Below are 25,390 nucleotides of genomic sequence, written 5' to 3' on the forward strand. Positions count from 1 at the left end.
AGGAGTGGCTCAGCGGGCCAGGCCGAGTACCTCGGCGGCGGCCCGGCCGTTGGCGTGGCTCGCGCCGTACGTGGTGACGAAGGCCCGCACGGCGTCGGGGCGCCAGGTGGCCGGCCAGCCCATCTCCACCACGGCCACCGGATGTGCGGCGGCCAGCGCACTGGCCAGTTCCGGGCCGCCGGCCAGCCGGTGCAGGTGGCGGACGACCAGGACGATCGGCCGGTCGCCGGCGCGTCGGCGCAGATCGGCCGGGTCCGTCTCGGCGGCGACCACCCGGATCTGCTCGGTGGCGTCGAGGTGCGGGCCGAGTCCCCACGGCACCCGGCCCTCGGCGATGGTGGAGTTGGCGTGCAGGTGCACCACGAGCGACCGGTCCAGCCCGGTCAGCACGCCCTCCACCCGCACGGCTCGGCGGGCCGCCGCGTACCCGAGGTCGGTGGGGGTGGCGGTGGTGCGGTCGGTGGTCCGGGTCCAGGCGGCGAGATCCGCAGCGCGGCCGGCGGCCTGTTCGACGCGGGTCCGCTCCAGCCGGCCGTCGCCGAGCGCGGCCACGATCTCGGCGACGACCCGCTCGACCAGGTCGGCGTCGACCTTGGCACCGATGCAGAGCAGGTCGGCACCGGCGGCGAGGGCGCGTACCGCCCCGGGGGCGATGCCTCCGGCGGCCAGGGCCGCGCCCTTCATCTCCAGCGCGTCGGTGACGATGACACCGTCGAAGCCGTACTCGTGGCGCAGCAGGTCCACAAGTACGGCCCGGCTGAACGTGGCGGGTCCGTCCCCGGTCAGCGCGGGTACCCGGATGTGTGCGGTCATCACCGCCTTCGCCCCGGCGGCGACCACCGCGGCGAACGGGGGCAGATCCCGCTGCCGCAGCAGGTCGGGCGCGACGTCCACGGTGGGCAGTTCGTGGTGGGAGTCCGCCACGGTCGCCCCGTGGCCGGGGAAGTGCTTGGCGCAGGCCGCCACCCCGGCGGCCTGGAGCCCGGTGGTCGCGGCGGCGGCGTGTGCGGCGACGCTTTCCGGGTCGGCGCCGAAGGACCGGGTGCCGATGATCGGGTTGTCGTCCGCGGTGTTCACATCGACCGTGGGCGCCAGATCGAGGGTGATGCCCAGGCTGGCCAACTCGGCGCCGATGGCCTGGTAGACCTGGCGGGTGAGCGCCACGTCGCCGATCGCGCCGAGCGCGGCGTTGCCCGGGTACGGGCTACCGGTGGCGTGCGCCAGCCGGGTGACGTCGCCGCCCTCCTCGTCGATGGCGATCAGTACGTCGGGCCGGCCGCTGCGCAGCGCCGCCGTGCTGGCCGACACCTGCACCGCGTCGTGGACGTTGCTGCCGAACAGGGTGTGCCCGGCGAGCCCGGCGGCGACCAGGTCGACGGCCCACTCGGGCGGCACCGGCCCCGGGTACGCGGCCAGCAGGGTGCCCAGCGCCAGCCGGCGCAGTCCTGGATCCAACCCCACGCGTGCTCTCCTCTCGCTGCCGGCTGGCGCGGATCTCGTACCGGGTCGGCGGAGGGTCGCGTTCCCGCGTGGCCGATACGCTACGGCTTACCCGTTCGCCTGTCGGTCTACAGTTACTTAAAAGCTTAAAGGTTAGCAAAGTTTACTAATACTTGAGGACAGATGGCATGAGTGCGACCCGGCTGCCCGGCACCCCACGTCTGTTGCGGGCCCTGAACGACCGCGCGGCGCTGGAACTGCTGCTGGAGCAGGGGCCACTGACCCGGGCCCGGATCGGCGAGCTGACCGGCCTGTCCAAGGTCACCGCCTCGCAACTGGTGGAGCGGCTGGAGGAGCGCGGGCTGGTCACCCGCGTCGGCGAGCAGGCCGGCGGGCGAGGGCCGAACGCCCAGCTCTACGCCGTACGACCCGGCAGCGCTCACGTGGTCGGTGTCGACGTGGGCCCGGAGCGGGTGGTGGCCGCCTGCGCCGACATCACCGGTGCGGTCATCGGCCGGGTCGAGCAGTCCACCCAGGACACCGATGACCCGGTCGGCGTGGTGCACAACGCGGTGGTCCGGGTGGCCGGCAGCGCCGGGGCGCAGCTGTCGAGCGTACGCCGGATCGTGCTCGGCACCCCCGGCCTGGTCGATCCGGGCACCGGCGACATCACCTTCGCGTACAACCTGCCCCGCTGGCATCGTGGTCTGCTCGCTGCGTTGCGGGACGACCTGGACACGCCGGTCGTCTTCGAGAACGACGTCAACCTGGCCGCGGTGGCCGAGGCGCAGTCCGGGGCGGCCCAGGGCCTGGCGGACTTCGTCCTGGTCTGGGTCGGTGCCGGCGTCGGTCTGGCGATCATGTTGGGTGGGCGGCTGCATCACGGCAGCAGTGGTGCGGCCGGTGAGATCGGCTACCTGCCGGTGCCCGGCGCACCCATCCCGCGCGACGTGTCGCGGCGGGCGAAGCCGGCCTTCCAGCAGTTGGCCGGCGCCGACGCGATCCGCGGCCTGGCCCGGGAGCACGGCTACCCGGACGCTGCCGCCGCCGACGCGGTCCGGGCCGCGATCGCCGACGGCACCTCGGGTGGGCCGATGCTCGACGAGGTGGCCCGCCGGCTCGCTCTCGGCGTGGCAAGCACCTGCGTGGTGCTGGATCCGCCGCTCGTGGTGCTCGCCGGGGAGGTGGGGCAGGCCGGCGGGGCGGCCCTGGCCGAGCGGGTGCAGCACGAGGTCGCCGCGATCACCCTGGTGCGCCCCCGGGTGGTGCCCACCGGCCTGACCGAGGAGCCGATCCTGCACGGCGCCCTGCGCACCGCACTGGACGCCGTCCGCGACGAGGTCTTCGACTCCACCATCACCTGACCAAGCCCGCCTTTTCGCCGTTGATCATGAAGTTGTTGGTCCGGGAAGCGCTTGCCTGTGACAACAACTTCATGATCAACTTGGGGGGTTGGGGCGAGCCGGTCAGATCAGGTCGCGGCGGCGGAAGAGGGCGAAGGCGGAGGCGGCGAGGCCGGCGGTGAGCAGCAGGAGCACCGCCAGGGCGGGCTGCCAGGTGAGGGTGTAGCTGCCGTCGCAGTAGCCGTCGGTGACGGTCCGGCAGGCCGTACTGTCCCAGAAGCGGACCTCTCCGGCCAGCCACGCGCCGACGTAGCTGGCGAGCATGAGCTGATCGGGTCGGGCCACCTCGAGGATCTGCAACACGATCCGCCCACCGAGCTCCCACACCACCAGGTACGCGGCCACCGCGCCGAGCGCCGCCGCGGTGTGCCGCCCCATCGTCGCGATGGCGAAGCCGGTCGCCGCCGCGAGCAGCACCAGCGTCAACCCGCGACCCCAGATCGCGCCCAACTCGGCCCAGAAGGCCACGTTTGTCGGCCCGGGATAGCCGGCGACCTGGGCGATGACCCAGAAGGTGACGAGATAGGCGAGGGTGGCGAGCACCGACACCGTGAGCACCGCACCGAGCAGCGTGCCGAGCTTGGCCCCGAGCACGGTCAGCCGGCGTGGTCGCCACAGCAGCAGGTTTACCACTCCGCCGGAGTTCAAGTCGGCACCGATGTACGAGGCGCCGACCAGAAACCCGAAGAGCACCAGGTACGCCACCAGGAAGTAGAGCAGCGGCTCGGCCTGCCGGGTGAAGGTGAACACCCCGGTAAGGAAGTCGGCGGCCACCGGCAACCGGTCCCGCAGCGCCGGATCCAGCTCGGAGCAGTCCGGCGGCAGGTAGAAACTCTCGTCGCCGGGGAGCGATTCGCCCCGCTCCCGGGCCAGGCACCGCTCGTGCTGCAACTCCATGCCGCGCAGGTTGGCGGTGGCCTGCCGCTGCGCCTCGGCCAGCTCGACGGCGGAGGGTTGGTGCGACCCGGCCAGCGTGGTCGCCGCGGTCACCCCGAACGCCAGCATCAGCAGGACGATCATCAGCTGTACGAAGCGGCGGGCACCGAGCCGCTCCACCTCGGCACGGATCAGGTTCATGCGTCCACTCCCCGCATCCCGAGGTCGATCTCCTGGTCGGCGGCCGGACTGCCCGGCGGTGCCGAGCCGTCCACCTGCCGAGGAACAGCGGGGTGGGCGGGGGTGCCGGTCAGCTCCAGGAAGACGCTCTCCAGATCCGGCCGCAGCGGCGTCAGCTCGCGTACCCAGACCCCCTGCTCGCCCAGCGTCCGGCTGACCACGGTCGGATCCGGCACCCCGCTGACCACCAGATGGTCGGCGTGCCCGGTGACGGCCAGCCCGGCAGCCAGCAGCAGCTCCTCGGCCCGGCCCAGGTCGTCGGCGCGGACCAGATGCTCGTTGTGGTCGAAGCCGGCGAGCACCTCCGCCACCGGGCCGGCCGTCACCCGCCGGCCGTGCGAGATGATCGTGACGTGGTCGCAGATCAGCTGGATCTCGGCCAGGATGTGGCTGGAGAGCAGCACCGTCACGCCGTTGGCCGCCAGCGCCCGCACGAGATCCCGCATCTCCCGGATGCCCGCCGGGTCGAGCCCGTTCGCCGGCTCGTCAAGTATCAGCAGCTCGGGTCGCTTGAGCAGCGCCGAGGCCACCGCCAGTCGCTGCTTCATGCCCAGCGAGTAGCCCTTCACCCGCTCGTCGCCCCGGTCGGCCAGCCCGACCTGCTCCAGCACCTCGTCCACTCGGGCGACCGGTACGCCGCCGGCAAGGGCGAGCAGCCGCAGCGTCCGGTACCCGGTGAAGTTGCCGTAGAACTGCGGACTCTCCACGATCGCCCCGACCCGGCCGGCGACCTGCGGCAACTGCTCCGGCGCGTTGGCGCCGAGCACCCGCATCCGTCCGTCGTCGGCGCGTACCAACCCGAGCAACGCACGCAGGGTGGTCGTCTTGCCCGAACCGTTCGGCCCGAGGAAGCCGTGCACCTGACCGGCCTCGACCAGCAGGTCGAAGCCGTCGACCGCGATCCGTCGCCCGCGACGCAGGCTGTGGAAGGTCTTCCGGAGACCTTCGATCTCGATGACCCCACTGGTCATGGGCGATCCTCCGGATGGGGTGAACAACGACACGGCGCCTCACCCTACGGCGGCGACGCCCGCCCGTGGGGGCACCTCGGCGGTGCGTGGTTGGATGGGCTGGTGACTGGTGACCTGATCCCTGGCGCCGCCGGCGCCGCACCCGCCCCCTCGCCCGTGGACGCGGATCTGGTGGTCAGCCTCGACGGCGTCGCCGTACGCCGGTCCGGCACCGCCCTGCTGCACGACGTCGACTGGCGGGTGGAGCTGGACGAACGCTGGGTGGTGCTGGGGCCCAACGGCGCGGGCAAGACCACCCTGCTCAACCTCGCCTCCGGACGACTGCACCCGACCACCGGCACCGCCCACGTGCTGGGCGAGCGGATCGGCCGCACCGACGTGATGGAGTTGCGTACCCGGATCGGCCTGTCCACCGCCGCGCTGGCCGAGCGGTTGCCCGCCCAGGAGCGGGTCGTCGACGTGGTGATGACCGCCGCCTGGTCGGTGGTCGGCCGGTGGCGGGAGAGCTACGACCCGGCCGACGAGGCCCGCGCCCGGGCGTTGCTTGACCAACTTGGCGTCAGCGCGTTGGCCGACCGGGCGTACGGCACGTTGTCGGAGGGGGAGCGCAAGCGGACGCAGATCGCCCGGGCGCTGATGACCGACCCGGAACTGCTGCTGCTCGACGAGCCGGCGGCCGGGCTGGACCTGGGCGGCCGGGAGGACCTGGTCGCCCGCCTCGCCGACCTGGCGCAGGATCCGGACGCTCCGGCGTTGGTCCTGGTCACCCACCACGTCGAGGAGATTCCCCCGGGTTTCACCCACGCGTTGCTGCTGCGCGACGGTGCCGTGAGGGCGCAGGGCCTGCTCCAGGACACCCTCACCGCCGACAACCTCACCAAGACCTTCGGGCTGCCGCTGCTCGTCGAGCGCAACGGCGACCGCTACACCGCCCGCGCCGCCTGAGGCGACGCCCGCGCGAACCGGGAGGTGCCCGTGCGACAGACCCGCGTCGTGGTGGTGGGCAGCGCCAACATGGACCTGGTCGCCACCGCGGAGGCGCTGCCCCGGCCGGGGGAGACCCGGCTCGGCACCGACTTCGTCACCGTGCCCGGCGGCAAGGGAGCCAACCAGGCCATCGCCGCCGCGAGAGCCGGTGCCGCCTGCGTCTTCCTCGGCGCGATCGGCTCGGACGCCTTCGGCGTGACCCTGCGGGCCCGGATCACCGCCGCCGGGGTCGACACCAGCCAGTTGCGCACCACCTACGGCGCATCCGGGGTGGCCCTGGTCATGGTCAACGCCGAGGGCGAGAACGCGATCCTGGTGACGCCGGGGGCGAACACGTCGTTGACCGACCTGACCGAGACCGAACTCGCCACCGTACGCGACGCCGACGTGCTGGTCGCGCAGCTGGAGATCCCGGTGGAGACGGTGACCGAAGCGGCGGTGGCGGCCCAAGCCGCCGGTACCCGGGTGGTGCTCAACGCGGCACCGGCCGTGCCGCTCCCGCCGGAGCTGCTCGCCGCCGTGGACGTGCTGGTCGTCAACGAGAACGAGGCGCAGGCGTACACCGGGCGGGGCCGGGAGGATCCGCACGCACTACTCGACCTGGTGCCCCGGGCGGTGTTGACCCTCGGCGCGGAGGGTGCCTGGTACGGCGACCGGGACGGCACGGCGGTGCACGTGCCGGCGGTCAAGGTGGACACGGTCGACTCGACGGCTGCCGGTGACGCCTTCACCGGTGCGTTCGCGGTGGCCTGGGGCGAGGGACGTGACCTGGTGGACGCGGTGCGCTGGGCCTCGGCCGCCGGTGCCGCCTGCGTACGCCGGCTCGGTGCCAGCGTCTCCCTGCCGCACCGGGTCGAGATCGACCAGCTGTACGTACCCGCGTCCTGACCGGATCAGCGTCGCTCGGTCGGGTCGTGCCGGCCCACCCGCCGGGCACCCGGAACGGCGTCGACGCCGGTCCGGAACGCGCGGCGGTACGCCGACGGTGAGGTCCGCATCGCCCGGGTGAAGTGGTGACGGTAGGTGACCGGGGCGTCGAAGCCGACGGCCGTCGCGATCTGCCCGACCGGCGCGTCGGTGGCCTCCAGCAGCGCCAGGCTGGCCCGGACCCGTTGCTCGACCAGCCACCGGATGGGGCTGGTCCCGGTGGCTCTCGCGAAATGCCGTAGATAGGTGCGGGTCGACATGTGGGCCTGCCGGGCCAACCGGGCCACGGTGAGCGGCTCCGCCAGGTGCGCCAGCGCCCAGTCGATGCTGCTGGCGATCCGGTCGTCGTCCGGGTCCACCGTCACCGGTGCCTCGATGAACTGCGCCTGGCCGCCGTCACGGTGCGGCGGAATGACCAGCCGGCGGGCCACCGCGTTGGCCACGACCGAGCCGTGGTCACGTCGCACGACGTGCACGCACAGGTCGAGGCCGGCGGCACTGCCGGCACTGGTGAGGATGTCGCCGTCGTCGAGGTACAGCACGTCGGCGTCGACCGTGACCCGCGGGTACCGGCGGGCCAGCAGGTCCGCGTACCGCCAGTGGGTGGCGGCCCGCCGACCGTCGAGCAGCCCGGCACCGGCCAGCGCGAAGGCGCCCGAACAGATGGACAGCAGCCGGGCACCGGCTCGGTGCGCCAGGCGTAGGGCCGCGACCAGTTCCGGCGACGGTGTCCCGTGCACGTCGGGCACGCCGGGGACGATGACGGTCGCGGCGGCGGCCAGCACGTCGAGGCCGTACGGGCTGTGCAGGCTGGCACCGCCGAGCAGCGGAACGGGGCCCGGTCGCTCGGCGCAGAGCCGCAGGTCGTACCAGGGCACGTCGAGTTCCGGCCGGGGAAGCCCGAAGACCTCCGTGACGATCCCGGTCTCGAAACCCGACATCCCGGGGTACGCGAGCACGGCCACGCTACGGTCGACCGGATCCATGGCCGGATGTTAGCGGAGTACGGCGTTACCGCCACTGGCCCACCGCTCGGCCGCGGCCGACCATCGAAGACATGACCCGAGCCTTCGCCGTACCGGCTGCCGAACCGTCCACCGCCGTCGCCCATTTCCTGGACCGACTGCGCTTCGAGACCGACGTGGCCGACGTGCACGCCGACCTCAGCGCGGTCGTGCCGGACCTGGTCGTGGTCGATTCGCGCGGCGACGCGGCCTGGGCGCAGGGCCACCTGCCCGGCGCCGTGCACCTGCCCACCGAACTGATCGCCGAGCGGGCCGCCGGGGCGGTGCCGCCCGGCGCGCGCGTGGTCACCTACTGCTGGGGGCCTGGCTGTGACGGCGCCACCCGGGCCGCGTTGGAGTTCGCCCGGCTCGGCTACCCGGTCAAGGAGATGCGCGGCGGCTACGAGTACTGGGTCCGGGAGGGCCTGCCCGTGGTGACCGCCACGGGACTCACCCACCGGCCGGTGGACGACCTGACCGCCCCACGAACCGCCGTCGCCTGCGACTGCTGACCGCCGCCCGTCAAGCGGGGCGCGGACCGACCATCACGGGCCGGGTGGTCAGCCGGCGTCGTCGTTGAGCTTCTCGCCCCGCCTGCGCAGCATCGACAGGCCGGGGATGCCCGCCACCGCGAGTTTGAGGTCCCGGGTGACGTCGAGCAGGTCGTGCAGGTCCGGGCCGACCCGGTCCAGGGTGGCCAGGATCGGCAGGATGTCGGCGGTGAGGTGCTGCCGCAGCTTCGGCAACTCGTCGACCAGCCGGACCGCCGCGGTCACCTCCTCGTGGCTGAGCTGCTCGACGAAGTGGTTGGCCATCGGGGCGGCCCGTCGCAGCGCCGGCTCGTACGCCTTCAGCAGTTCCGCCGCGGTGGCGGCAGCCTCCGCCGCCGTACCCACGGTCTCGGCGGCCCGCCCGGCCACCGACCGCGCCGACTCCACGACGACGGCCGCCGCTGCGGCCACCTCGGTGGCATTGTCCACGGCGGCGGTGGCGGCGGCACTGATCACCGCGACCTCACGGACCGCCACCTCGGCGTCGGTGACCATCTGGTCGGTCCGGTCCAGGGTCTGCTCGACCCGGTCCACCACGCCGTTGATCCGGGCGAGCAGCGCCTCCACCTCGTCGAGCACCGCGAACGCGCGGGACGGGATGGCGGCGAAGGACGCGGCCTGGTCGAGGGCGGAACGGGTGAGACCGAGAACCGCGGTCGGCCGGGGAAGGGGGAGTGCCATGGGATCAAGTGTGCGTCGGGCGGGCCACCACCGCCCGACGACGGGTTTCAACGATCGCTCTGCTGCTCGACGGCGCGCTGCACCGCCCGGTAGATCTGACCGAACCGCAGCGCGTCCGGCGTGCGCAGCACCAGCACCTCCTGCCGCCGGTACTGCACCCACAGTTCCAGCACCCGGTTGCCGCGTTCATAGGAGCGGTCCAGCCAGCCCAGGGGTATCTCCAGGAACGGGACCAGGGCGAGTGGGACGATGACGCACGCGGCGAGCACGATCAGCGCCGGCAGCCACTCGCCCCGGTCCTGCGCGGACCAGGCCAGCGAGAGCACACAGATCAGCCCTACCAGTGGGGGCAGGGACAGCAGCAGGACCAGGACGCCCCGACCGATGACCCGACCGCGTACGGCGAGGGTGGTGCGCCCTTTCGCATGCCAGACGTAGGTGACCTCGGTGATCGGGATGACGTGCCCACCGGCCCGGATCGCCTCGGAGGTCACCTGTACCGCGTCGTCCCGGTAATAGAGCGCCATCACTAAGCCTAAGCACCACCGGGCAACCTTTCGTAGTCAGATGGGCGCTCAGCGTCGACGGGGTGGTATCGGTCGGCCGACCTCCATGGCCCGTTGCACGGCCCGGTAGATCTGCCCGAAGCGCAGCGCGTCCGGTGTGCGGAGCAATTGCACCGGGCGGCCGCGCCAGCGGATCCAGATCTCCCGCTGCCGGCTGCCCCGGGCGTAGGAACGGTCGAGGTGCTCGAAGAGGAAGTCGGCGACCGGCCCGACCGCCAGCCCGACCAGCACGGAGGCCCCGATGATCGCGATCGTGACGGTCGCCGAGCGGTCCAACCAGACGGCCAGCGCGACTCCGGCGGCGGCGGCCACCAGCGGGGCGACCATCGCGGCACCGATGGCGCCGCGCCCGGCCAGCACCCGCCAGGAGCGGGTGCCGTGGTGGTGCCAGATCTCGGTGATCTCGGCAAGCGGGTAGACCCGGCCTTCGACGGTCACCGCGGCTGAGGTGACCCGCACCAACCGGTCGTCGTAGTAGGTGACCACGGAACGCCTGTCGGCCTGCCCGGGTGCCGCACGCGGGTGGGCGGCCGGCGTCGCGGCGCGGCCACCGCGCGGCTCGGGCTGACCAGGGTTCATCGTGCGACTCCCGACTGACGGGGCTGGCACCAGACTACTTACCCCAACGAGCCGGGTCGTAAGGTTGGCACGCGACTTCGACGAGGAAGTGAGGCTCAGCGTGGGCGAGTTCGTGCGGCTGGAGACCCGGGACGGCATCGGCACCATCCGGCTGGAGCGGCCGCCGATGAACGCCCTCAACACCCAGGTGCAGGAGGAGTTGCGCGCCGCCGCGACCGCCGCGACCGCCGCCGACGGCGTCCGCGCGGTCATCGTGTACGGCGGCGAGAAGGTCTTCGCGGCCGGCGCGGACATCAAGGAGATGGCGGACATGTCCTACGTGGACATGGCGGGGCGGGCCGCCGACCTGTCGAGCGCGCTCGGCGCGATCGCCCGGATCCCCAAGCCCGTCGTCGCCGCGATCACCGGCTACGCCCTCGGCGGCGGCTGCGAACTGGCGCTGGCCTGCGACTGGCGGGTGGTGGCCGAGGACGCCAAGCTCGGCCAGCCCGAGATCAAGCTCGGCATCATCCCCGGCGCCGGGGGTACCCAGCGGCTTGCCCGGCTGGTCGGGCCGGCCCGCGCCAAGGATCTGATCATGTCGGGTCGGATGGTGGACGCGCAGGAGGCGCTGCGGATCGGCCTGGCCGACCGGATCGCCCCGGCGGCCGAGGTGTACGACACCGCGGTGGCGATGGTGCGGCCGTATCTCACCGGTCCGGTGCAGGCGCTGCGGGCGGCGAAGCTGGCCGTCGACGGTGGCCTGGACATGGATCTGAACTCGGGGCTGGCCTGGGAGAGCCAGCTCTTCGCGGCGCTGTTCGCCACCGACGACAGGCGTGAGGGAATGGCGGCCTTCGTGGCGAAGCGGAAGCCGGACTTCACCGGACGCTGAGCGTGCCGAGAATGGTTCACATTCCTTCTACCGGCCAGTAGCGTGTGACTCCGGTCAGGCGACGAGAAGGAGCGGGAATGACGGAGCGGATCGAAGGCCACGGCGGGGAGCTCGCCCTCGCGGCGCTGCGCGCGTACGGGGTGCGGGAGATGTTCACCCTCTCCGGCGGGCACGTGTTCCCGCTCTACGACGCCGCCCACAAGACCGACTTCCCGATCTACGACGTGCGGCACGAGCAGTCCGCCGTCTTCGCCGCCGAGGCGGTGGCCAAGCTCCAGCGCCGGCCCGGTCTGGCCGTCCTCACCGCCGGCCCCGGCGTGACAAACGGCATCTCCGGTCTGACCAGCGCCTTCTTCAACGCCTCGCCGGTGCTCGTGCTGGGCGGCCGGGCGCCCCAGTTCCGCTGGGGCTCGGGCAGCCTCCAGGAGATGGACCACCTCCCGCTGGTCGCCCCGGTCACCAAGCACGCCGAGACGGTCTTCAGCGCCGACGACATTCCGCGGGCGGTGGCCGCTGCGCTGACCACCGCCCTCACCCCGCACCGGGGGCCGGTGTTCCTCGACTTCCCGCTGGAGGCGGTCTTCTCGGTCGGCGACGCGGAGCTGCCGGCCGGGCCGCAGCTCAGCCCGCTCGAAGCCGACCCCGACGAGGTGGCCCGCGCGGCCGCGCTGATCGCGGGCGCGACCCGTCCGGTGATCATCGCCGGGTCGGACGTCTGGACCGGTGACGCCGTCGACGAGCTGCGGGCCGCGGCCGAGGCGCTCACCGTGCCGGTCTTCACCAACGGCATGGGTCGGGGCGCCCTGCCGCCGGAGCACCCGCTGGCCTTCGCCAAGGCCCGTCGGGTGGCCCTGTCCAACGCCGATGTGGTTGTGGTGATCGGCACCCCGTTGGACTTCCGGCTCTCCTTCGGCGACTTCGGCGAGGCTCAGGTGGTGCACATCGTCGACGCGCCCAGCCAGCGCGCCGGTCACGTACAACCCGCCGCCGCCCCCGCCGGTGACCTGCGGCGCATCCTCGCCGCCCTGGCCGATCACCCCGGCGACCGGGTCGACCACGACGACTGGGTCGCCCAGCTGCGGACCGCGGAGGACGCGGCGAAGGCCCGCGACACCGAGGAGATGGCGGCCGAGACCGACCCGATCCGCCCGGCTCGGATCTACGGCGAGCTGCGCAAGGTTCTCGCCCGCGACGCGGTCACCATCGGCGATGGCGGCGACTTCGTCTCGTACGCGGGGCGCTACCTGGAGCCGGCCCAGCCCGGCACCTGGCTCGACCCCGGCCCGTACGGCTGCCTCGGCACCGGCATGGGCTACGCGATGGGTGCCCGGGTCACCCACCCGGACCGGCAGGTCTGCGTGCTGATGGGTGACGGCGCGGCCGGCTTCTCCCTGATGGACGTGGAGTCACTGGCCCGGCAGAAACTGCCGGTGGTCATCGTGGTCGGCAACAACGGCATCTGGGGCCTGGAGAAGCACCCGATGCGGGCCATGTACGGCTACGACGTGGCCGCCGACCTCCAGCCCGAGCTGCGCTACGACCAGGTGGTCGGTGCGCTCGGCGGGGCGGGCGAGACGGTCGCCAAGGCCGCCGAGCTGGGTCCGGCCCTGCAACGGGCCTTCGACGCCGGGGTGCCGTACCTGGTCAACGTGCTCACCGATCCGGCCGACGCGTACCCCCGCTCCTCGAACCTGGCCTGAGCAGGGGCACCCCGCCCCGGCCGCTACATCTCGGGGCGGGGTTCCTCGCGCGGTGGCTCGCCCTCGCGTTTGCGCAGGTCGTCCTCGCGTTTGCGCAGGTCCTCCTCCCAGCGGCGGAAGAGTTCCTGGTCCTCCTGGCGCGAGCGTTCCTCGATCGAGCGGAGGAACTCCGGATCGTCGTCCGGCGCGGGCGGCCGAGGACGCTCGGCCGGGCGTGCGCCCGGAGCCCAGGACGTCGACCCACCGGCAGGCGTGCGCTCCCGACCGGCGACGAACCAGGCGATCGAGCCGACCAGCGGGAAGAACAGAATGATCAGCAGCCAGGCGATCCGGGGGAGGTGGCGGATGCCGTCCTCCTCGGCGGAGAGGCAGCTGATCAGGGCACAGACGGCGAGGACGACCTGCACCAGGAAGAGGAGGATGTACAGCCGGGCCATGTAACCATCATTACCTACCGGGCACAGCGGTCACACCCCGCGCAGCACCAGCAGTGCGCCGAGGAGTGCGAATCCGGCGGCGGCCAGCCCCACCAGGGCGAAAAGCCGACCGCCGGTCGGGGGCACGCCGCTGCCGGTGGCCCGTCGCCAACAGAGCGTGACGACCACGCCCCAGCCGAGGATGGTCAGCGCCGCCAACCCGGCTCCGACCGGGCCGCCGGTGAGCGCGAGCCGGACCGTCAGCAGCGCCACCACGGTCAGCGTGAGCAGGGTGCGCCGCCAGGCCAGCCGGGTGCGTTCGGGTTGCAGCCCCGGGTCGCGGACCGTGCTCATCCGCTGATCGCCCCGGCCAGCACCGCCACCACCAGCGACAGCGCGCCGAGGCCGACGATCAGGGCGAGGACGGCCGGGAAACGGGACGCGGGCAGTTCCTCGCCGAGCCGGATGGCCCGTTCGGTGCGTGCCCAGTGGTCGACGGCCCGGATCGCGACCACACCGCCGAGCAGCAGCAACGCCACGGCGATCGCCTCGCGCAGGTGGACCAGGGCGAGGTTCGGCAGGAACTGCGCGGCGGCGAGTCCACCGGCGATCAACGCCAGTCCGGTACGCAACCAGGCCAGGAACGTGCGTTCGTTGGCCAGCGAGAAGCGGTAGTCGGGGGTGCTACCCACCGACCGCAACTCCTGCGGATCGAACCAGTTCCTGATCATCTGCATCACGATGGTGATTATCCGGTTTCCAGCGGGAATAGTTTGGGGGCATGACGGATCTTGACGCGATCACCCTGCGGGCGGCGTACGACACCCAGCTGCGGCCGGATCTGCCCGACCCGGTACCCGACGGCGTCGTGGTGGAACCCGACGGTCCGTTGTTCCGGGTGCTGGGCCTGGACCAGTGCGGTTCGGTGACCTACCGCGACCTCGGTGGGTTGGCCGGCGCCGAGCTCGACGAGCTGATCGCCCGGCAGGTGGCGGTGTCCCGCGAGCGGGGTGAGCCGGTCGAGTGGAAGCTGCACGGTCACGACGAGCCGGCCGACCTGCCGCAGCGGTTGCGAGCCGCCGGCTTCGTGCCGGAGGAGCAGGAGACCGTCGTGGTCGGCCCGGTCGCCCCGCTGGCCGCCGCGCTGCCGGTGGTCCCCGAGGGCGTACGCCTGCGGGAGGTGACCGGGCGCGCGGACCTGGACCGGATCGCGGAGCTGAAGACCCAGGTGTGGGGGCGTGACCTGTCCGGACTGGCCGACGGGCTGGAACGGGAGATCGCCGCCGATCCGCAGGCGATCACGGTCGTGGTGGCCGAGGCGGGCGAGACGATGGTGAGCGCCGGTTGGGTGCGGTATCCGGCCGACAGCACGTTCGCCACGCTCTGGGGCGGCTCGACGCTGTCACAGTGGCGGCGCAGGGGCATCTACCGGGCACTTGTCACCTACCGGGCCCGGCTGGCCGGGGCGCGTGGCCGGACCTTGGTGCAGGTCGACGCGTCGGATGAGAGCCGTCCGGTGCTGGAGCGGCTCGGGCTCGTCCCGGTCACCACCACCACGCCCTACGTCTACACTCCGTGATCATGAGCCAGCGGCTGACGGACGACGAGAAGATGACCCTGAAGACGGGTGCCTTCGGTGCGGTGCTGATGGTCTCGAACGCCGACCCGGGGGTGATCGCGTTGTTCCGGGAGAGCTTCGCGGCCTCCGGGGCGATGGCCGATGCCAGTGGCGTGGTGAAGGAGGCGTTGACCAGCGGGCCGTTGCCGAAACTGCCGCGCGACTCGGCGCTGGAGGTGGAGTCGGTGGTGCTGCCGGCGCTGCGCCGGGGGGTCGAGATCCTGACCGAGAAGGTCCCGCAGGACGTCCCGGTCTACCGCGCGGTGGTGCTGGCGGCGGCCGATCGTACGGCCCGCGCCCACGACGGCGTGAGCCCGGCCGAGGCCGAGGTGATCGAACGCATCAGGGGCGTGCTGGGCGCCGATGCTACTGGCAGGTAACATGGCGCCGTGGGCAACCGCACAACAGCCCTTGGTTGACCGGACGGCACCGCACGCGCGAGGCTGCGCCCAGATCGGGGCGAAAAATCACATAACCACAGCAGGAGGGTCGTCGAAGCGCGATGAACATCGTCGTACTCGTCAAGCAGGTGCCTGATTCGGGCGCGGACCGCAACCTGCGTACTGACGACAACACTGTCGACCGCGGTTCGGCGAACAACGTCATCAACGAGATGGACGAGTACGCCATCGAGGAGGCGTTGAAGATCAAGGAGGCGCACGGCGGCGAGGTGACGATCCTGACCATGGGTCCGGACCGGGCGACCGAGTCGATCCGCAAGGCGCTGTCGATGGGCCCGGACAAGGCGGTGCACGTGGTGGACGACGCTCTGCACGGCTCCTGCGCCGTCGCCACCTCGAAGGTGCTCGCCGCCGCGCTCGGGCAGCTCAACGCCGACCTGGTGCTCTGCGGCTCCGAGTCGACCGACGGGCGGGTGCAGGTGATGCCGCACATGCTCGCCGAGCGGCTCGGCATCGCCGCGCTGACCGGTGCGCGCAAGCTCACGGTCGACGGGGCCACGCTGACCGTGGAGCGGCAGACCGAGGAGGGCTACGAGGTGGTCACCGCCTCGACCCCGGCCATCGTCTCCGTGTGGGACACGATCAACGAGCCCCGGTACCCGTCGTTCAAGGGCATCATGGCCGCCAAGAAGAAGCCGGTGCAGACGCTCTCCCTGAGCGACCTGGGTGTGGCCGCGAACGAGGTCGGCTTCGACGGGGCGACAAGCACCGTGGTGGAGCACAGCAAGCGTCCGCCGCGTTCGGGTGGCGTCAAGGTCACCGATGAGGGCTCCGGCGGCACGCAGCTCGTCGAGTTCCTCGCCACCGAGAAGTTCGTGTGAGGGGTGTGGGACATGTCTGAGGTTCTCGTCGTCGTCGAAGCCACCGCGGAGTTCGGCGTCAAGAAGGTCACCCTGGAGATGCTCACCCTCGCCCGTGAGCTGGGCACCCCGTCGGCGGTGGTGCTCGGCGGCACCGGTGCCGCCGAGGCGCTCGCGGGCAAGCTGGGCGAGTACGGCGCGGAGAAGATCTACGCGGCCGAGGGTGACGAGATCGACGGCTACCTGGTGGCGCCGAAGGCCACCGCGGTCGCCGACCTGGTCAAGCGGGTGCAGCCGGCCGCCGTGCTGCTCGCCTCCTCGCAGGAGGGCAAGGAGATCGCCGCCCGGCTGGCGGTCAAGCTGGACAACGGCATCCTGACCGACGTGGTGGGCCTGGCCGCCGACGGCACCGCCACCCAGGTGGCCTTCGCCGGGTCGACAATCGTGAAGTCCAAGGTCACCCGGGGCCTGCCGCTGGTCACCGTCCGGCCGAACTCGGTGAACCCGACGCCGGCCGCGGCCACTCCCGCGGTCGAGCAGCTCACCGTCGCCGTCACCGACAACGACAAGCTGGCCAGGGTGGTCGACCGGGTGGCCGAGCAGAAGGGTTCCCGTCCCGAGCTGACCGAGGCCGGCGTGGTCGTCTCCGGCGGTCGCGGCGTCGGCAACGCGGACAACTTCAAGCTGGTCGAGGAGCTGGCCGACCTGCTCGGCGGTGCCGTCGGCGCCTCCCGGGCCGCGGTCGACTCCGGCTTCTACCCGCACCAGTTCCAGGTGGGCCAGACCGGCAAGACCGTCTCCCCGCAGCTCTACGTCGCGCTGGGCATCTCCGGCGCGATCCAGCACCGGGCCGGCATGCAGACCTCGAAGACCATCGTCGCGGTCAACAAGGACGGTGAGGCGCCGATCTTCGAGCTGGCCGACTTCGGGGTGGTCGGGGACCTGTTCAAGATCGTCCCGCAGGCCGCCGAGGAGATCCGCAAGCGCAAGTGAGTCGTACGCGAGCAGCCGCCGTCCGGGTTTCCGGGCGGCGGCTGTGTCGTCGGTGGCATGGGGGAGCTGATCGGCGGGCCGGGGAGCTGAACCGGCCCGCCGATCAGCCCGTCAGGGAGCCCCGCAACAGGCTGTCGCCGGAGTGGGCGGTGTCGTTGTCGAACTCCTCGGCCGAGACGTCGACGATCGAGTACTGCCCCAGGTCGACGTTCGGCGGCAACGGCAGCAACACGTCGGAGTTGTCGCCGAGCACACCTACCGAGAACATCTCCATGTTTCGCGGGTTGATGAGCCAGACCTCGTAGTACCCCGGTACGGCCGGGAGATTCGCCACGTGCAGGTGCAACTCGCCGGTGCCCAGCACCCGGGCGTCGCCCTGGGCCGCCGGTGGGGTCGACCCGTACGCCGCCAGTGGTGCGCTGGCCACCACCGTCGGCTCGGCGGGCGTACCGTCGCGCAGCACGGCGGCGGTGCCGACCACACCGACGGTGGCGGCGGCGACCGCCGTGACCGCCGTCGTGGCGAGCCGTGACCAGCGCCCGCTCCGCGATCGGCGCGGCCCGGGCGGGGCGTCGGTGGTGACCGGGCCGGCCGGGTCCGGCCGCTGCCGGTCGGCGGCGAGCCGGGGCAGTTCCTTCGCCTCCGTGATTTCGGCCATGATGCCCTGCCAGACGTGTTCCGGCGGGTCGGGCAGCTCGCGCAGCTCCTGACTGGCGGCGCCGAGGCCGGCGACGTGGCGCAGGCCCTCCAACTCCGCCTGGCAGTGCGGGCAGGCGTCGAGGTGGGTGCGGTCGGAGGTGTCCGCCTCACTCTCACCGAGCGCCAGAAATACCAGCCGGTCGTGCTCCAGGTGCTGCACCGTCCACCTCCCATCTGCGCTTCAGACTTGCCATGCCCCGTCGGATGTGACTCTTGACCGTGCCGAGCGGCACTCCGGTCACCGTCGCGATCTGCTGGTGGGTCAGGTCGTCGAAGAAGGCCAATTCCAGCATGCGCCGCTGTTCGTCCGGCAGCCGCGCCAGCTCGTCGGCCACCACCAGCCGGTCGACCACGGTGTCCGGGTCGCTGCCGGCGGGTGCCGGCTCAGGAAGTTGGCGTACGGTCTCGACCACCCGGGTTTCCCGGGCGGCGGACCGCAGCCGGTCGATCACCTTGCGCCGGCCGATGCCCAGCAGCCAGCCGACAAGCGAGCCCTTCGCCGGATCGAAGGTCTCCCGGCCGAGCCAGGCGGCGACGAATGTGGCCTGGGTCGCGTCCTCCGCGTCGCTGCGGTTCACAAGCGTGCTGGTGGCCAGATGGAGAACGGCCCGACCGTACCGGTCGTACGCCTCGCGCAGCGCCAGCTCGTCGCCGGCACGGAAGCGGTCGGCCAGCTCGTCCTCAGGTGTGCCCGGTTGCTGCCGGATCCCGGTCACGGGACGGTTCGCCTGGTTGGGGGCATGCCCGACTGTAGCTCGCACCGGTGCCGTCCCCTCTGTCAGCCCAGCGTCTCCTCGGCCTCTCTTCGTCCGTCCGGTGCCTGACGGATGCGGTTGCGACCGGAAAAAGAAAGTCGCACCGGCCCGCATCCGGGCGGCGACGAGCCGGCGTAACTCGGGGTGCACAGCAAGCCTGACGAAATGGCATGAACCACCAGGAGGCAGACATGCAGTTCGCGTACCTTCGCCGCGTCGCCGCGGGTGGCGCGGTCGCCGCGCTGACCTTCGTCGGCGCCGGCCTCGCGACGGCGACCCCGGCTTACGCCGCCGACTCGAAGGTCTCCGTCGTGCACGGCATTCCGGACACCCCGGTCGACGTCTACGTCAACGGGGAGAAGACCCTGGAGAACTTCGAGCCGGGTGACGTGGCCGGGCCGCTGGACCTGCCCGAGGGGCAGTACGACCTGGCCCTGACCAGGCCGGGCGAGCCGATCGGGCAGGCCATCCTCACCGCCGACGACGCCGAGGTCCCCGGCGGGGCGAACATCAGCATCGCCGCCCACCTCGACGCCGACGGCCAGCCCACGATCACCCCCTTCGTCAACGACACCGCGAAGGTCGACGCCGGCAAGGCCCGGCTGATCGTCCGGCACACCGCCGCCGCGCCCGCCGTGGACGTGCGGGCCGGCGGCAGCCCGGTCTTCGAGGGCCTGACCAACCCGAACGAGGCCAAGGGCGACGTGGATGCCGGCAGCGTCTCGGCGGACGTGGTGCTCGCCGGCACCGACACCGTGGTGATCGGGCCGGCCGACCTCAACCTGGCTGAGGGCACGGCGACGATCGTCTACGCCATCGGCTCCGCCGAGGCGGAGAACCTGTCGATCGTGGCGCAGACCATCGACGGCCTGCACTCGGCGCCGTCCGGCGTCCCGAGCGGCACCGGCGGACAGGCCGGCACCGGCCTCGGCACCTGGTGGTACGCCCTGGCGGGTGCCGGGATCCTGCTGCTGGTCGCGGGCGGGGCGCGGGCGGCTGTCGTCCGGTCGGGTCGCCGGTGACCGTCGTCAACCGTGGGGCGCTGGCGGCGGTGGCCGCCGGCGCCGCCGCGCTCGCCGTCGCGGCGGTGGTGGCGGTCGTGTCCAGGCCGGCGGGAGACGTCGGCGCCGAGCAGGCCGCCGCCCTGGCCAACCCCACCCCGTCGACCACCGGCCCCACCGTGGCGGTGGCCCCGGGCGCGCTGCCCGACGACGCCGAACCGGTGCGCCCGGTCCGGCTGCGCATCCCCGCGATCGGGGTCACCGCGCGGGTCGACCCGGTCGGCGTCAACGAGCGAACGCGGGAGTTCGACGTGCCGCCAAGCGTCGACGAGATCGGCTGGTACCGCTACGGTCCCGGGCTGGAGGCCGAGTCCGGCTCGGTGGTCATCGCCGGGCACGTCGACAGCGCCGAACAGGGCAAGGGTGCCTTCTACCGGCTGCGGGAACTGGCACCGGGTGACACCGTGACGGCCACCGGCGACGACGGGACCGAGCGGACCTACCGGGTGGTGGCGCGGGAGGAGTACGACAAGACGAAGATTCCGCTGGAGCGCTACTTCGCCCGCGACGGGCGCCCTCGCCTGACGCTGATCACCTGTGGCGGGCCGTTCGACGCCGACGCCCGCCGTTACCGGGACAACGTTGTGGTGACCGCCGCACCGGTCTGACGTCCCGCCAGGCAATCCGGTCTGCGGTCGACACCGGATTGGTCGTTAGGCTGAACCGTGATGGCTTACCTGGATCATGCCGCGACCACTCCGATGCTCGACGAGGCACTGGAGGCGTACGTCGCGACCGCCCGCGAGGTCGGCAACGCGTCTTCCCTGCACGCGTCCGGCCGGCGCGCCCGTCGCCGGGTGGAGGAGTCGCGGGAGCGGGTGGCCGCCGCACTGGGTGCCCGGCCGTCCGAGGTGATCTTCACTGGTGGTGGCACCGAGAGTGACAACCTCGCGGTGAAGGGCATCTTCTGGGCGCGCCGGGCCGCCGACGCCGGGCGGCGCCGGGTGATCTCCAGCGCCGTCGAACACCACGCCGTCCTCGACGCGGTGGAGTGGCTGGACCGGCACGAGGGCGCCGAGGTGGGCTGGCTGCCCGTCGACGGGGCCGGGCGGTTGCACCCGGACGCGCTCCGCACGGAGCTGGCCGAACACGGCGACCGGGCGGCGCTGGTCACCGCCATGTGGGCCAACAACGAGGTCGGCACCGTCCAGCGGATCGGCGAGCTGGCCGCCGTGGCGGCCGAGTACGGCGTGCCGTTCCACACCGATGCCATCCAGGCGGTCGGTCAGGTGCCTGTCGACTTCGCCGGCAGCGGCGTCGCCGCGCTCACCGTGACCGGTCACAAGCTCGGTGGCCCGGTCGGGGTCGGCGCGTTGCTGCTCGGCCGGGACGTGACGGCGGTACCGCTGCTGCACGGCGGGGGACAGGAGCGGGACGTGCGTTCCGGCACCCTCGACGCGGCCGGCATCGTCGCCTTCGCGGTCGCCGTCGAAGCGGCCGTCAAGGGCCAGCAGGAGTACGCGGCCGGGCTGGCCGCGCTCCGTGACGACCTGGTGCGGCGGGTCCGCCAGGCGGTCCCCGAGGTGGTCTTCAACGGTGACCAGACCGATCGGCTGCCCGGCAACGCGCACTTCTCGTTCCCCGGTTGCGAGGGGGACGCGCTGCTGCTCCTGCTGGACGCCCAGGGCATCGCCTGCTCGACCGGCTCGGCCTGCTCGGCCGGGGTGGCACAGCCCTCCCACGTGCTGCTGGCGATGGGCGCGGACGACGACCGGGCCCGCTCGTCCCTGCGGTTCTCCCTCGGCCACACCAGCACCACCGACGACGTCGACGCGCTCATCGCCGCCCTTCCGGGGGCCGTGGAACGGGCCCGGCGGGCGGCGGGCCCGCGTACGCCCCGCTGAGCCGGTGCCGGGCGGGGATAGGCTCGGTGGGAAGGGAGAGTGGTCCGGGTGAGGGTGTTGGCGGCGATGTCCGGCGGCGTGGATTCCGCCGTGGCGGCGGCGCGGGCGGTGCAGGCCGGGCATGACGTGACCGGCGTGCACCTGGCGTTGGCACGCAACCCGCAGACCTACCGCACCGGAGCCCGGGGGTGCTGCACCCTGGAAGATTCGCGGGACGCCCGGAGGGCCGCCGACGTGCTCGGCATCCCGTTCTACGTCTGGGACATGGCCGACCGCTTCCACGCCGACGTGGTCGACGACTTCGTCGCCGAGTACGCGGCGGGGCGTACCCCCAACCCGTGCCTGCGCTGCAACGAGAAGATCAAGTTCGCCGCGGTGCTGGACCGGGCGGTGGCCCTGGGGTTCGACGCCGTGGTGACCGGGCATCACGCCCGGCTCGGTCCCGATGGCCTGCTGCGCCGCAGCGTCGACGCGGCCAAGGACCAGTCGTACGTGCTGGCCGTGCTCACCCGCGAGCAGTTGGACCGCTCGATCTTCCCGCTGGGGGACTCGACAAAGGCGCAGGTCCGGCAGGAGGCCGCCGAGCGTGGGCTCGCCGTCGCCGACAAGCCGGACTCGCACGACATCTGTTTCATCGCCGACGGTGACACCCGCGGCTTCCTGGCCCAGCGCCTCGGCGAGACGCCCGGCGACGTGGTCGACGCGACCACCGGTGCCGTGGTGGGGCAGCACGCCGGTGCGTACGCGTACACCGTCGGCCAGCGGCGCGGCCTGCACCTGGACCGGCCCGCCCCGGACGGCCGGCCCCGCTACGTGCTCTCGATCACGCCGAAGACGAACACCGTCACCGTCGGCCCCGCCGAGGCGCTTGAGGTCTCCGAGGTCACCGCCACCCGCCCGGTCTGGACCGGCGGGCCGCGACCCGACGGCCCGATCGAGTGCGAGGTGCAACTGCGCGCCCACGGCGTCGTGGTGCCCGCCGCCGTCACCGTCGACGGCGAGACCCTCCACGCCGACCTGCGCCACCCGGTGCGCGGCGTCGCCGCCGGCCAGGCCATCGTCGCCTACCGCCCCGACCCCGCCGGCGACATCGTCCTCGGTTCCGCCACCATCACCGACTGACAGCCCCGCCAACCGCTCGCCCTCCGCCTCGGCCCTCCGCCTCGGCCCACGAGTTGCGGTATGTCGGGCCTTCCCGCCGGCGTGACCGCCCGACATACCGCAAGCCGTGATCTCGCCGAGGGTCGGACTGCGGGAGGTACCCTGCGGCGGTGAGTGATCAGGGGCTGCCGTGGGGAGTGGGCGCGGCGACGGGGCTGGGGTCGTTGCCGGGGACCGACATCGCCGAGGCGCAGCGGATCGTTCTCGGTGAGCTGCCCGACCTGCCTCATCTGCCGGAGCTACCGGCCCGTGGCCCGGGCGCCGACGTGATCGGGCGTACCGGCGGTCTGCTGGTGGAGCTGCCGATCGAGCTGTACGCGGCGCGGTGGCGGGTGGCCCCGCGTCCCGGCCGCGACCTGCGCCGGGCCCGCGACCTGATGGAACGTGACCTGGACCAGCTCGCCGAGCAGGCCGAGGAGTACGCCGGCCCGCTGAAGATCCAGGCAGCCGGCCCGCTGACCCTGGCCGCCTCGATCGAGCTGCCGATCGGCGGTCGGATGCTGCGCGACCCCGGCGCGCTGCGGGACCTGGCCGGCTCGCTGGCCGAGGGGCTGCGCGGCCACGTCGAGGCGGTGACCCGCCGGTTGCCGCGCGCGTCGGTGCTGCTCCAACTGGACGAACCGTCCCTGCCGGCGGTGCTGGCCGGCCGGATCCCCACCGAGAGCGGCCTCGGTGCCTACCGGGCGGTGGAGACGGGCGACGCCCGTGGGTTGCTGGGCACGGTGGTCGAGGCGGTCAGGGTGCCGACCGTGGTGCACTGCTGCGCCCCGGACGTGCCGTTGGACCTGCTCCGCTCCACCGGAGCGATCGGCGTGGCGCTCGACCTGAGCCTGCTCACGGACCTCGACCCGCTCGGCGAGGCGCTCGACGCCGGGTTCGGGCTGCTGGCCGGTGTCGCGCCGACGACGCCGACCGGTCGCGCGCCGACCTCCGCCGACCTCGCCGACCGCGTACGCACGCTCTGGGACCGCCTCGGGTTTCCGCGCCGCCGGCTCGCCGAGCAGGTGGTGGTGACCCCCGCCTGCGGCCTGGCCGGTGCGGACGCGGCGTACGCCCGGGCGGTCCTCGCGGCCTGCCGGGACGCCGGGCGCCGGCTGTCCGAGGAGTGAGGTTTCTGGTCGTACCCACCGGGCACGATGCTCGCCATGATTGGACAGCTGCGTTCGACGGTGATCGACTGCCCCGACCCGCGGGGGCTGGCCGGCTTCTACTCGGAGCTGCTCGGCCTGCCGCTGATCGAGGACAACTCCGACGGTGACGACTGGGTGGTGCTCGGCGGGCCGCCTGGCCACCAGCCACGGCTGGCCTTCCAGCGGGCGCCTGAGCTGCGCCCGCCGGCCTGGCCCGATCCGGAGCGGCCCCAGCAGTTCCACCTCGACGTGACGGTGGACGACATCGAGGCGGCAGAACAGGCGGCCCTGGCCCTGGGCGCCCGGCGGCTACCCGGCGAGGGCGAAGGCTTCCGGGTCTACGCCGACCCGGCCGGCCACCCGTTCTGCCTCTGCTGGGACTGACCGTCGGGCCTGCCCGGCCGTCCAGCGTGTCCGGCCGTCCAGCGTGCTCGGTCGGCCGGTGGGCCTCGCCGGACGGCTGGGCGTCGACGGCTGGCCGCGAAGCGTCGAGAGCCGGCCACCGGCCGAACTCGGGCGGGCCGGCAGCCCGACGGTGGTGGTCCGATCGGACGCTGCGCGGCTTGCGGCCGGCGGGCATCATCGCCTTCATGATCAGTTCCGCTCCTCGGCGCGCCTCCGGTTCGCTCTTCGGTCTGGCTTACGGTGACTCGCTCGGCAAACCCACCGAGTTCCTCACCGTCGCCGAGATCGACCGGCGGTTCGGCCCGACCGGCCCCCGGGAGCTTGTCGGTGATCCGGCGCTTGTCACCGACGACACCCAGATGGCGTTGGCGGTTGGCTGGGCGCTGCACGACGCGCCGACGTACACCGCCGAGGCGGTGGAGCCGCTGCTGCGCCGTCGCTTCCTGGACTGGGCGGCCAGCCCGGACAACAACCGCGCGCCGGGGATGACCTGCCTGCGGGCCTGCGCCGAGCTGTCCCGGGGGTTGCCCTGGCAGCAGGCCACCGAGGCCGGGTCGAAGGGGTGCGGGGCGAACATGCGGGTCACCCCGGTCGGGTTGCTCGATGTCGACCTGGACACCCTCGCCGGGCTGGCCCAACTACAGGCCGGTCTCACCCACGGCCATCCGACCGGCCTGGCGGCGAGCGAGCTGACCGCGTACGCGGTCCGGCTGCTGGCCAGCGACGATGTCATGCTGACCGAACTGCCCGGCTTGCTCACCGCCCGGGCCGACGAGCAACGCACGGTCTACCGGGCCGACTGGCTCGGCGAGCTGTGGCGGCGCTCGGCGGCCGGTACCCCCGAGGAGTTCATCTCCCTGGGCTGGCACGAGTGCCGGCGGGCACTGGCCCGGCTCGACGCGGCACTTGCCGCACCCGACGACGGCGGTGACCCGTGCCGGTTCACCGGTGAGGGCTGGATCGCCGAGGAGGCCCTCGCGGCGGCCCTGTACTGCGCCGTCCGGCACGCCGACAGCCCGGTCGACGCGCTGACCCGAGGCGCCCGGACCGCCGGCGACTCCGACTCGATCGCGGCCCTCGCCGGAGCCTTCGTCGGCGCGGCCCACGGCATGTCCGGCTGGCCGACCGGGTGGGCGGACCGGATCGAGTACGCGGATCAACTCACCGCCCTGGCCGCACCGCACGACTGATCCGCTCCCACACCACCGAGCCCCCGCCGGTCGCGTACGACGGCGGTTGCCGGGCCGG

29 protein-coding genes are annotated in these 25,390 nt (G+C 72.8%); 17 read left to right on the plus strand and 12 right to left on the minus strand.

The genetic code is table 11. From position 1 onward, the window contains the following. Window positions 1–9 precede the first annotated feature (9 nt). The gene (locus tag AB0J93_RS00725; protein ID WP_363916754.1) at window positions 10–1,461 is read right to left on the minus strand and encodes a glycoside hydrolase family 3 N-terminal domain-containing protein; all 1,452 of its coding nucleotides are present in this window, start codon (window positions 1,459–1,461) and stop codon (window positions 10–12) included. Window positions 1,462–1,628: 167 nt separating this feature from the next. Here AB0J93_RS00725 and AB0J93_RS00730 point away from each other — a divergent pair, with 167 nt between their 5' ends. After that, a complete protein-coding gene (locus tag AB0J93_RS00730; RefSeq protein WP_363916756.1) occupies window positions 1,629–2,804 on the plus strand; it encodes an ROK family transcriptional regulator in 1,176 nt (391 codons plus the stop codon). 102 nt (window positions 2,805–2,906) lie between these two features. Here the strand turns inward: AB0J93_RS00730 and AB0J93_RS00735 are convergent, their stop codons facing one another. Beyond that, entirely contained in the window at window positions 2,907–3,920 is a 1,014-nt protein-coding gene (locus tag AB0J93_RS00735; protein ID WP_363916758.1) for an ABC transporter permease, read from the minus strand. After that, window positions 3,917–4,930 (minus strand): ATP-binding cassette domain-containing protein, encoded by a 1,014-nt coding sequence (locus AB0J93_RS00740; RefSeq protein WP_363916760.1) that lies wholly within the window; start codon window positions 4,928–4,930, stop codon window positions 3,917–3,919. The genes AB0J93_RS00735 and AB0J93_RS00740 overlap by 4 nt, the downstream gene beginning before the upstream one ends. A gap of 102 nt (window positions 4,931–5,032) precedes the next feature. Between AB0J93_RS00740 and AB0J93_RS00745 the strand changes: the two genes are divergently transcribed. Next, window positions 5,033–5,875 carry an ABC transporter ATP-binding protein gene (locus AB0J93_RS00745; protein WP_363916762.1) on the plus strand — a complete coding sequence of 281 codons (843 nt, stop codon included), beginning with the start codon at window positions 5,033–5,035 and terminating at the stop codon, window positions 5,873–5,875. 30 nt (window positions 5,876–5,905) lie between these two features. Continuing rightward, a complete protein-coding gene (locus AB0J93_RS00750; RefSeq protein ID WP_363916764.1) occupies window positions 5,906–6,805 on the plus strand; it encodes a ribokinase in 900 nt (299 codons plus the stop codon). Window positions 6,806–6,810: 5 nt separating this feature from the next. On the opposite strand, the gene AB0J93_RS00755 is transcribed toward AB0J93_RS00750, so the two are convergent. After that, the gene (locus AB0J93_RS00755) at window positions 6,811–7,830 is read right to left on the minus strand and encodes a helix-turn-helix domain-containing protein (RefSeq protein WP_363916766.1); all 1,020 of its coding nucleotides are present in this window, start codon (window positions 7,828–7,830) and stop codon (window positions 6,811–6,813) included. Window positions 7,831–7,901: 71 nt separating this feature from the next. On the opposite strand from AB0J93_RS00755, the gene AB0J93_RS00760 reads away from it, so the two are divergent. Beyond that, window positions 7,902–8,360 carry a rhodanese-like domain-containing protein gene (locus AB0J93_RS00760; protein WP_363916768.1) on the plus strand — a complete coding sequence of 153 codons (459 nt, stop codon included), beginning with the start codon at window positions 7,902–7,904 and terminating at the stop codon, window positions 8,358–8,360. 48 nt (window positions 8,361–8,408) lie between these two features. Here AB0J93_RS00760 and AB0J93_RS00765 read toward each other — a convergent pair whose 3' ends face one another. The 3 genes from AB0J93_RS00765 to AB0J93_RS00775 are packed head-to-tail and all read right to left on the minus strand — an operon-like array spanning window position 8,409 to window position 10,132. After that, window positions 8,409–9,080, minus strand: a complete 672-nt coding sequence (locus AB0J93_RS00765; protein ID WP_363916770.1) for a hypothetical protein — start codon at window positions 9,078–9,080, stop codon at window positions 8,409–8,411. A gap of 47 nt (window positions 9,081–9,127) precedes the next feature. Then, window positions 9,128–9,607: a DUF6232 family protein gene (locus AB0J93_RS00770; RefSeq protein ID WP_363916772.1), complete on the minus strand. Its 480-nt coding sequence runs from the start codon at window positions 9,605–9,607 to the stop codon at window positions 9,128–9,130. Window positions 9,608–9,655: 48 nt separating this feature from the next. Continuing rightward, entirely contained in the window at window positions 9,656–10,132 is a 477-nt protein-coding gene (locus tag AB0J93_RS00775; RefSeq protein WP_363917652.1) for a DUF6232 family protein, read from the minus strand. Window positions 10,133–10,325: 193 nt separating this feature from the next. Here AB0J93_RS00775 and AB0J93_RS00780 point away from each other — a divergent pair, with 193 nt between their 5' ends. Next, a complete protein-coding gene (locus AB0J93_RS00780; protein ID WP_363917654.1) occupies window positions 10,326–11,099 on the plus strand; it encodes an enoyl-CoA hydratase-related protein in 774 nt (257 codons plus the stop codon). A gap of 77 nt (window positions 11,100–11,176) precedes the next feature. Next, a complete protein-coding gene (locus AB0J93_RS00785) occupies window positions 11,177–12,799 on the plus strand; it encodes an acetolactate synthase (protein WP_363916774.1) in 1,623 nt (540 codons plus the stop codon). Window positions 12,800–12,822: 23 nt separating this feature from the next. On the opposite strand, the gene AB0J93_RS00790 is transcribed toward AB0J93_RS00785, so the two are convergent. Genes AB0J93_RS00790 through AB0J93_RS00800 form a run of 3 tightly spaced genes read right to left on the minus strand, consistent with a single transcriptional unit; the run spans window position 12,823 to window position 13,955 of the window. After that, entirely contained in the window at window positions 12,823–13,236 is a 414-nt protein-coding gene (locus AB0J93_RS00790) for a PLD nuclease N-terminal domain-containing protein (RefSeq protein WP_363916776.1), read from the minus strand. Between the two features lie 30 nt (window positions 13,237–13,266). Further along, a complete protein-coding gene (locus tag AB0J93_RS00795) occupies window positions 13,267–13,569 on the minus strand; it encodes a DUF202 domain-containing protein (RefSeq protein WP_363916778.1) in 303 nt (100 codons plus the stop codon). After that, on the minus strand, window positions 13,566–13,955 hold the full coding sequence (locus AB0J93_RS00800; protein ID WP_363916780.1) for a DUF202 domain-containing protein: 390 nt from the start codon (window positions 13,953–13,955) through the stop codon (window positions 13,566–13,568). The genes AB0J93_RS00795 and AB0J93_RS00800 overlap by 4 nt, the downstream gene beginning before the upstream one ends. 41 nt (window positions 13,956–13,996) lie before the next feature. On the opposite strand from AB0J93_RS00800, the gene AB0J93_RS00805 reads away from it, so the two are divergent. The 4 genes from AB0J93_RS00805 to AB0J93_RS00820 all read left to right on the plus strand — a co-directional run bounded on the left by AB0J93_RS00805 (window position 13,997) and on the right by AB0J93_RS00820 (window position 17,087). Continuing rightward, the gene (locus AB0J93_RS00805; RefSeq protein ID WP_363916782.1) at window positions 13,997–14,794 is read left to right on the plus strand and encodes a GNAT family N-acetyltransferase; all 798 of its coding nucleotides are present in this window, start codon (window positions 13,997–13,999) and stop codon (window positions 14,792–14,794) included. Window positions 14,795–14,796: 2 nt separating this feature from the next. Beyond that, window positions 14,797–15,213 carry a hypothetical protein gene (locus tag AB0J93_RS00810; RefSeq protein WP_363916784.1) on the plus strand — a complete coding sequence of 139 codons (417 nt, stop codon included), beginning with the start codon at window positions 14,797–14,799 and terminating at the stop codon, window positions 15,211–15,213. A 122-nt stretch (window positions 15,214–15,335) separates the two neighbouring features. After that, window positions 15,336–16,115 (plus strand): electron transfer flavoprotein subunit beta/FixA family protein, encoded by a 780-nt coding sequence (locus AB0J93_RS00815; protein ID WP_363916786.1) that lies wholly within the window; start codon window positions 15,336–15,338, stop codon window positions 16,113–16,115. Window positions 16,116–16,127: 12 nt separating this feature from the next. Further along, window positions 16,128–17,087, plus strand: a complete 960-nt coding sequence (locus AB0J93_RS00820; RefSeq protein WP_363916788.1) for an electron transfer flavoprotein subunit alpha/FixB family protein — start codon at window positions 16,128–16,130, stop codon at window positions 17,085–17,087. A gap of 103 nt (window positions 17,088–17,190) precedes the next feature. Here the strand turns inward: AB0J93_RS00820 and AB0J93_RS00825 are convergent, their stop codons facing one another. Then, window positions 17,191–17,946, minus strand: coding sequence for an anti-sigma factor (locus tag AB0J93_RS00825; protein ID WP_363916790.1), 756 nt, complete (start codon window positions 17,944–17,946; stop codon window positions 17,191–17,193). Continuing rightward, window positions 17,900–18,502 (minus strand): RNA polymerase sigma factor, encoded by a 603-nt coding sequence (locus AB0J93_RS00830; RefSeq protein WP_363917656.1) that lies wholly within the window; start codon window positions 18,500–18,502, stop codon window positions 17,900–17,902. Before AB0J93_RS00830 ends, AB0J93_RS00825 begins: the two co-directional genes overlap by 47 nt. A gap of 230 nt (window positions 18,503–18,732) precedes the next feature. Between AB0J93_RS00830 and AB0J93_RS00835 the strand changes: the two genes are divergently transcribed. From AB0J93_RS00835 to AB0J93_RS00865, 7 genes are all read left to right on the plus strand, one after another. Then, the gene (locus AB0J93_RS00835; protein ID WP_363916792.1) at window positions 18,733–19,563 is read left to right on the plus strand and encodes a DUF4397 domain-containing protein; all 831 of its coding nucleotides are present in this window, start codon (window positions 18,733–18,735) and stop codon (window positions 19,561–19,563) included. Further along, window positions 19,560–20,210, plus strand: coding sequence for a class F sortase (locus tag AB0J93_RS00840; RefSeq protein ID WP_363916794.1), 651 nt, complete (start codon window positions 19,560–19,562; stop codon window positions 20,208–20,210). Before AB0J93_RS00835 ends, AB0J93_RS00840 begins: the two co-directional genes overlap by 4 nt. A 60-nt stretch (window positions 20,211–20,270) precedes the next feature. Beyond that, window positions 20,271–21,446, plus strand: coding sequence for a cysteine desulfurase family protein (locus AB0J93_RS00845; protein ID WP_363916796.1), 1,176 nt, complete (start codon window positions 20,271–20,273; stop codon window positions 21,444–21,446). A 48-nt stretch (window positions 21,447–21,494) separates the two neighbouring features. Next, window positions 21,495–22,568 carry a tRNA 2-thiouridine(34) synthase MnmA gene (gene mnmA, locus AB0J93_RS00850; RefSeq protein ID WP_363916798.1) on the plus strand — a complete coding sequence of 358 codons (1,074 nt, stop codon included), beginning with the start codon at window positions 21,495–21,497 and terminating at the stop codon, window positions 22,566–22,568. Window positions 22,569–22,717: 149 nt separating this feature from the next. Then, entirely contained in the window at window positions 22,718–23,716 is a 999-nt protein-coding gene (locus AB0J93_RS00855) for a methionine synthase (protein ID WP_363916800.1), read from the plus strand. Window positions 23,717–23,752: 36 nt separating this feature from the next. Beyond that, on the plus strand, window positions 23,753–24,121 hold the full coding sequence (locus tag AB0J93_RS00860; RefSeq protein WP_363916802.1) for a VOC family protein: 369 nt from the start codon (window positions 23,753–23,755) through the stop codon (window positions 24,119–24,121). A 206-nt stretch (window positions 24,122–24,327) separates the two neighbouring features. Then, complete coding sequence (locus AB0J93_RS00865; RefSeq protein WP_363916804.1) at window positions 24,328–25,332, plus strand: ADP-ribosylglycohydrolase family protein; 1,005 nt, start codon at window positions 24,328–24,330, stop codon at window positions 25,330–25,332. The last annotated feature ends 58 nt before the right edge of the window (window positions 25,333–25,390 follow it).

The organism is Micromonospora sp. NPDC049374 (assembly GCF_040677165.1).
Classification (GTDB): domain Bacteria; phylum Actinomycetota; class Actinomycetes; order Mycobacteriales; family Micromonosporaceae; genus Micromonospora.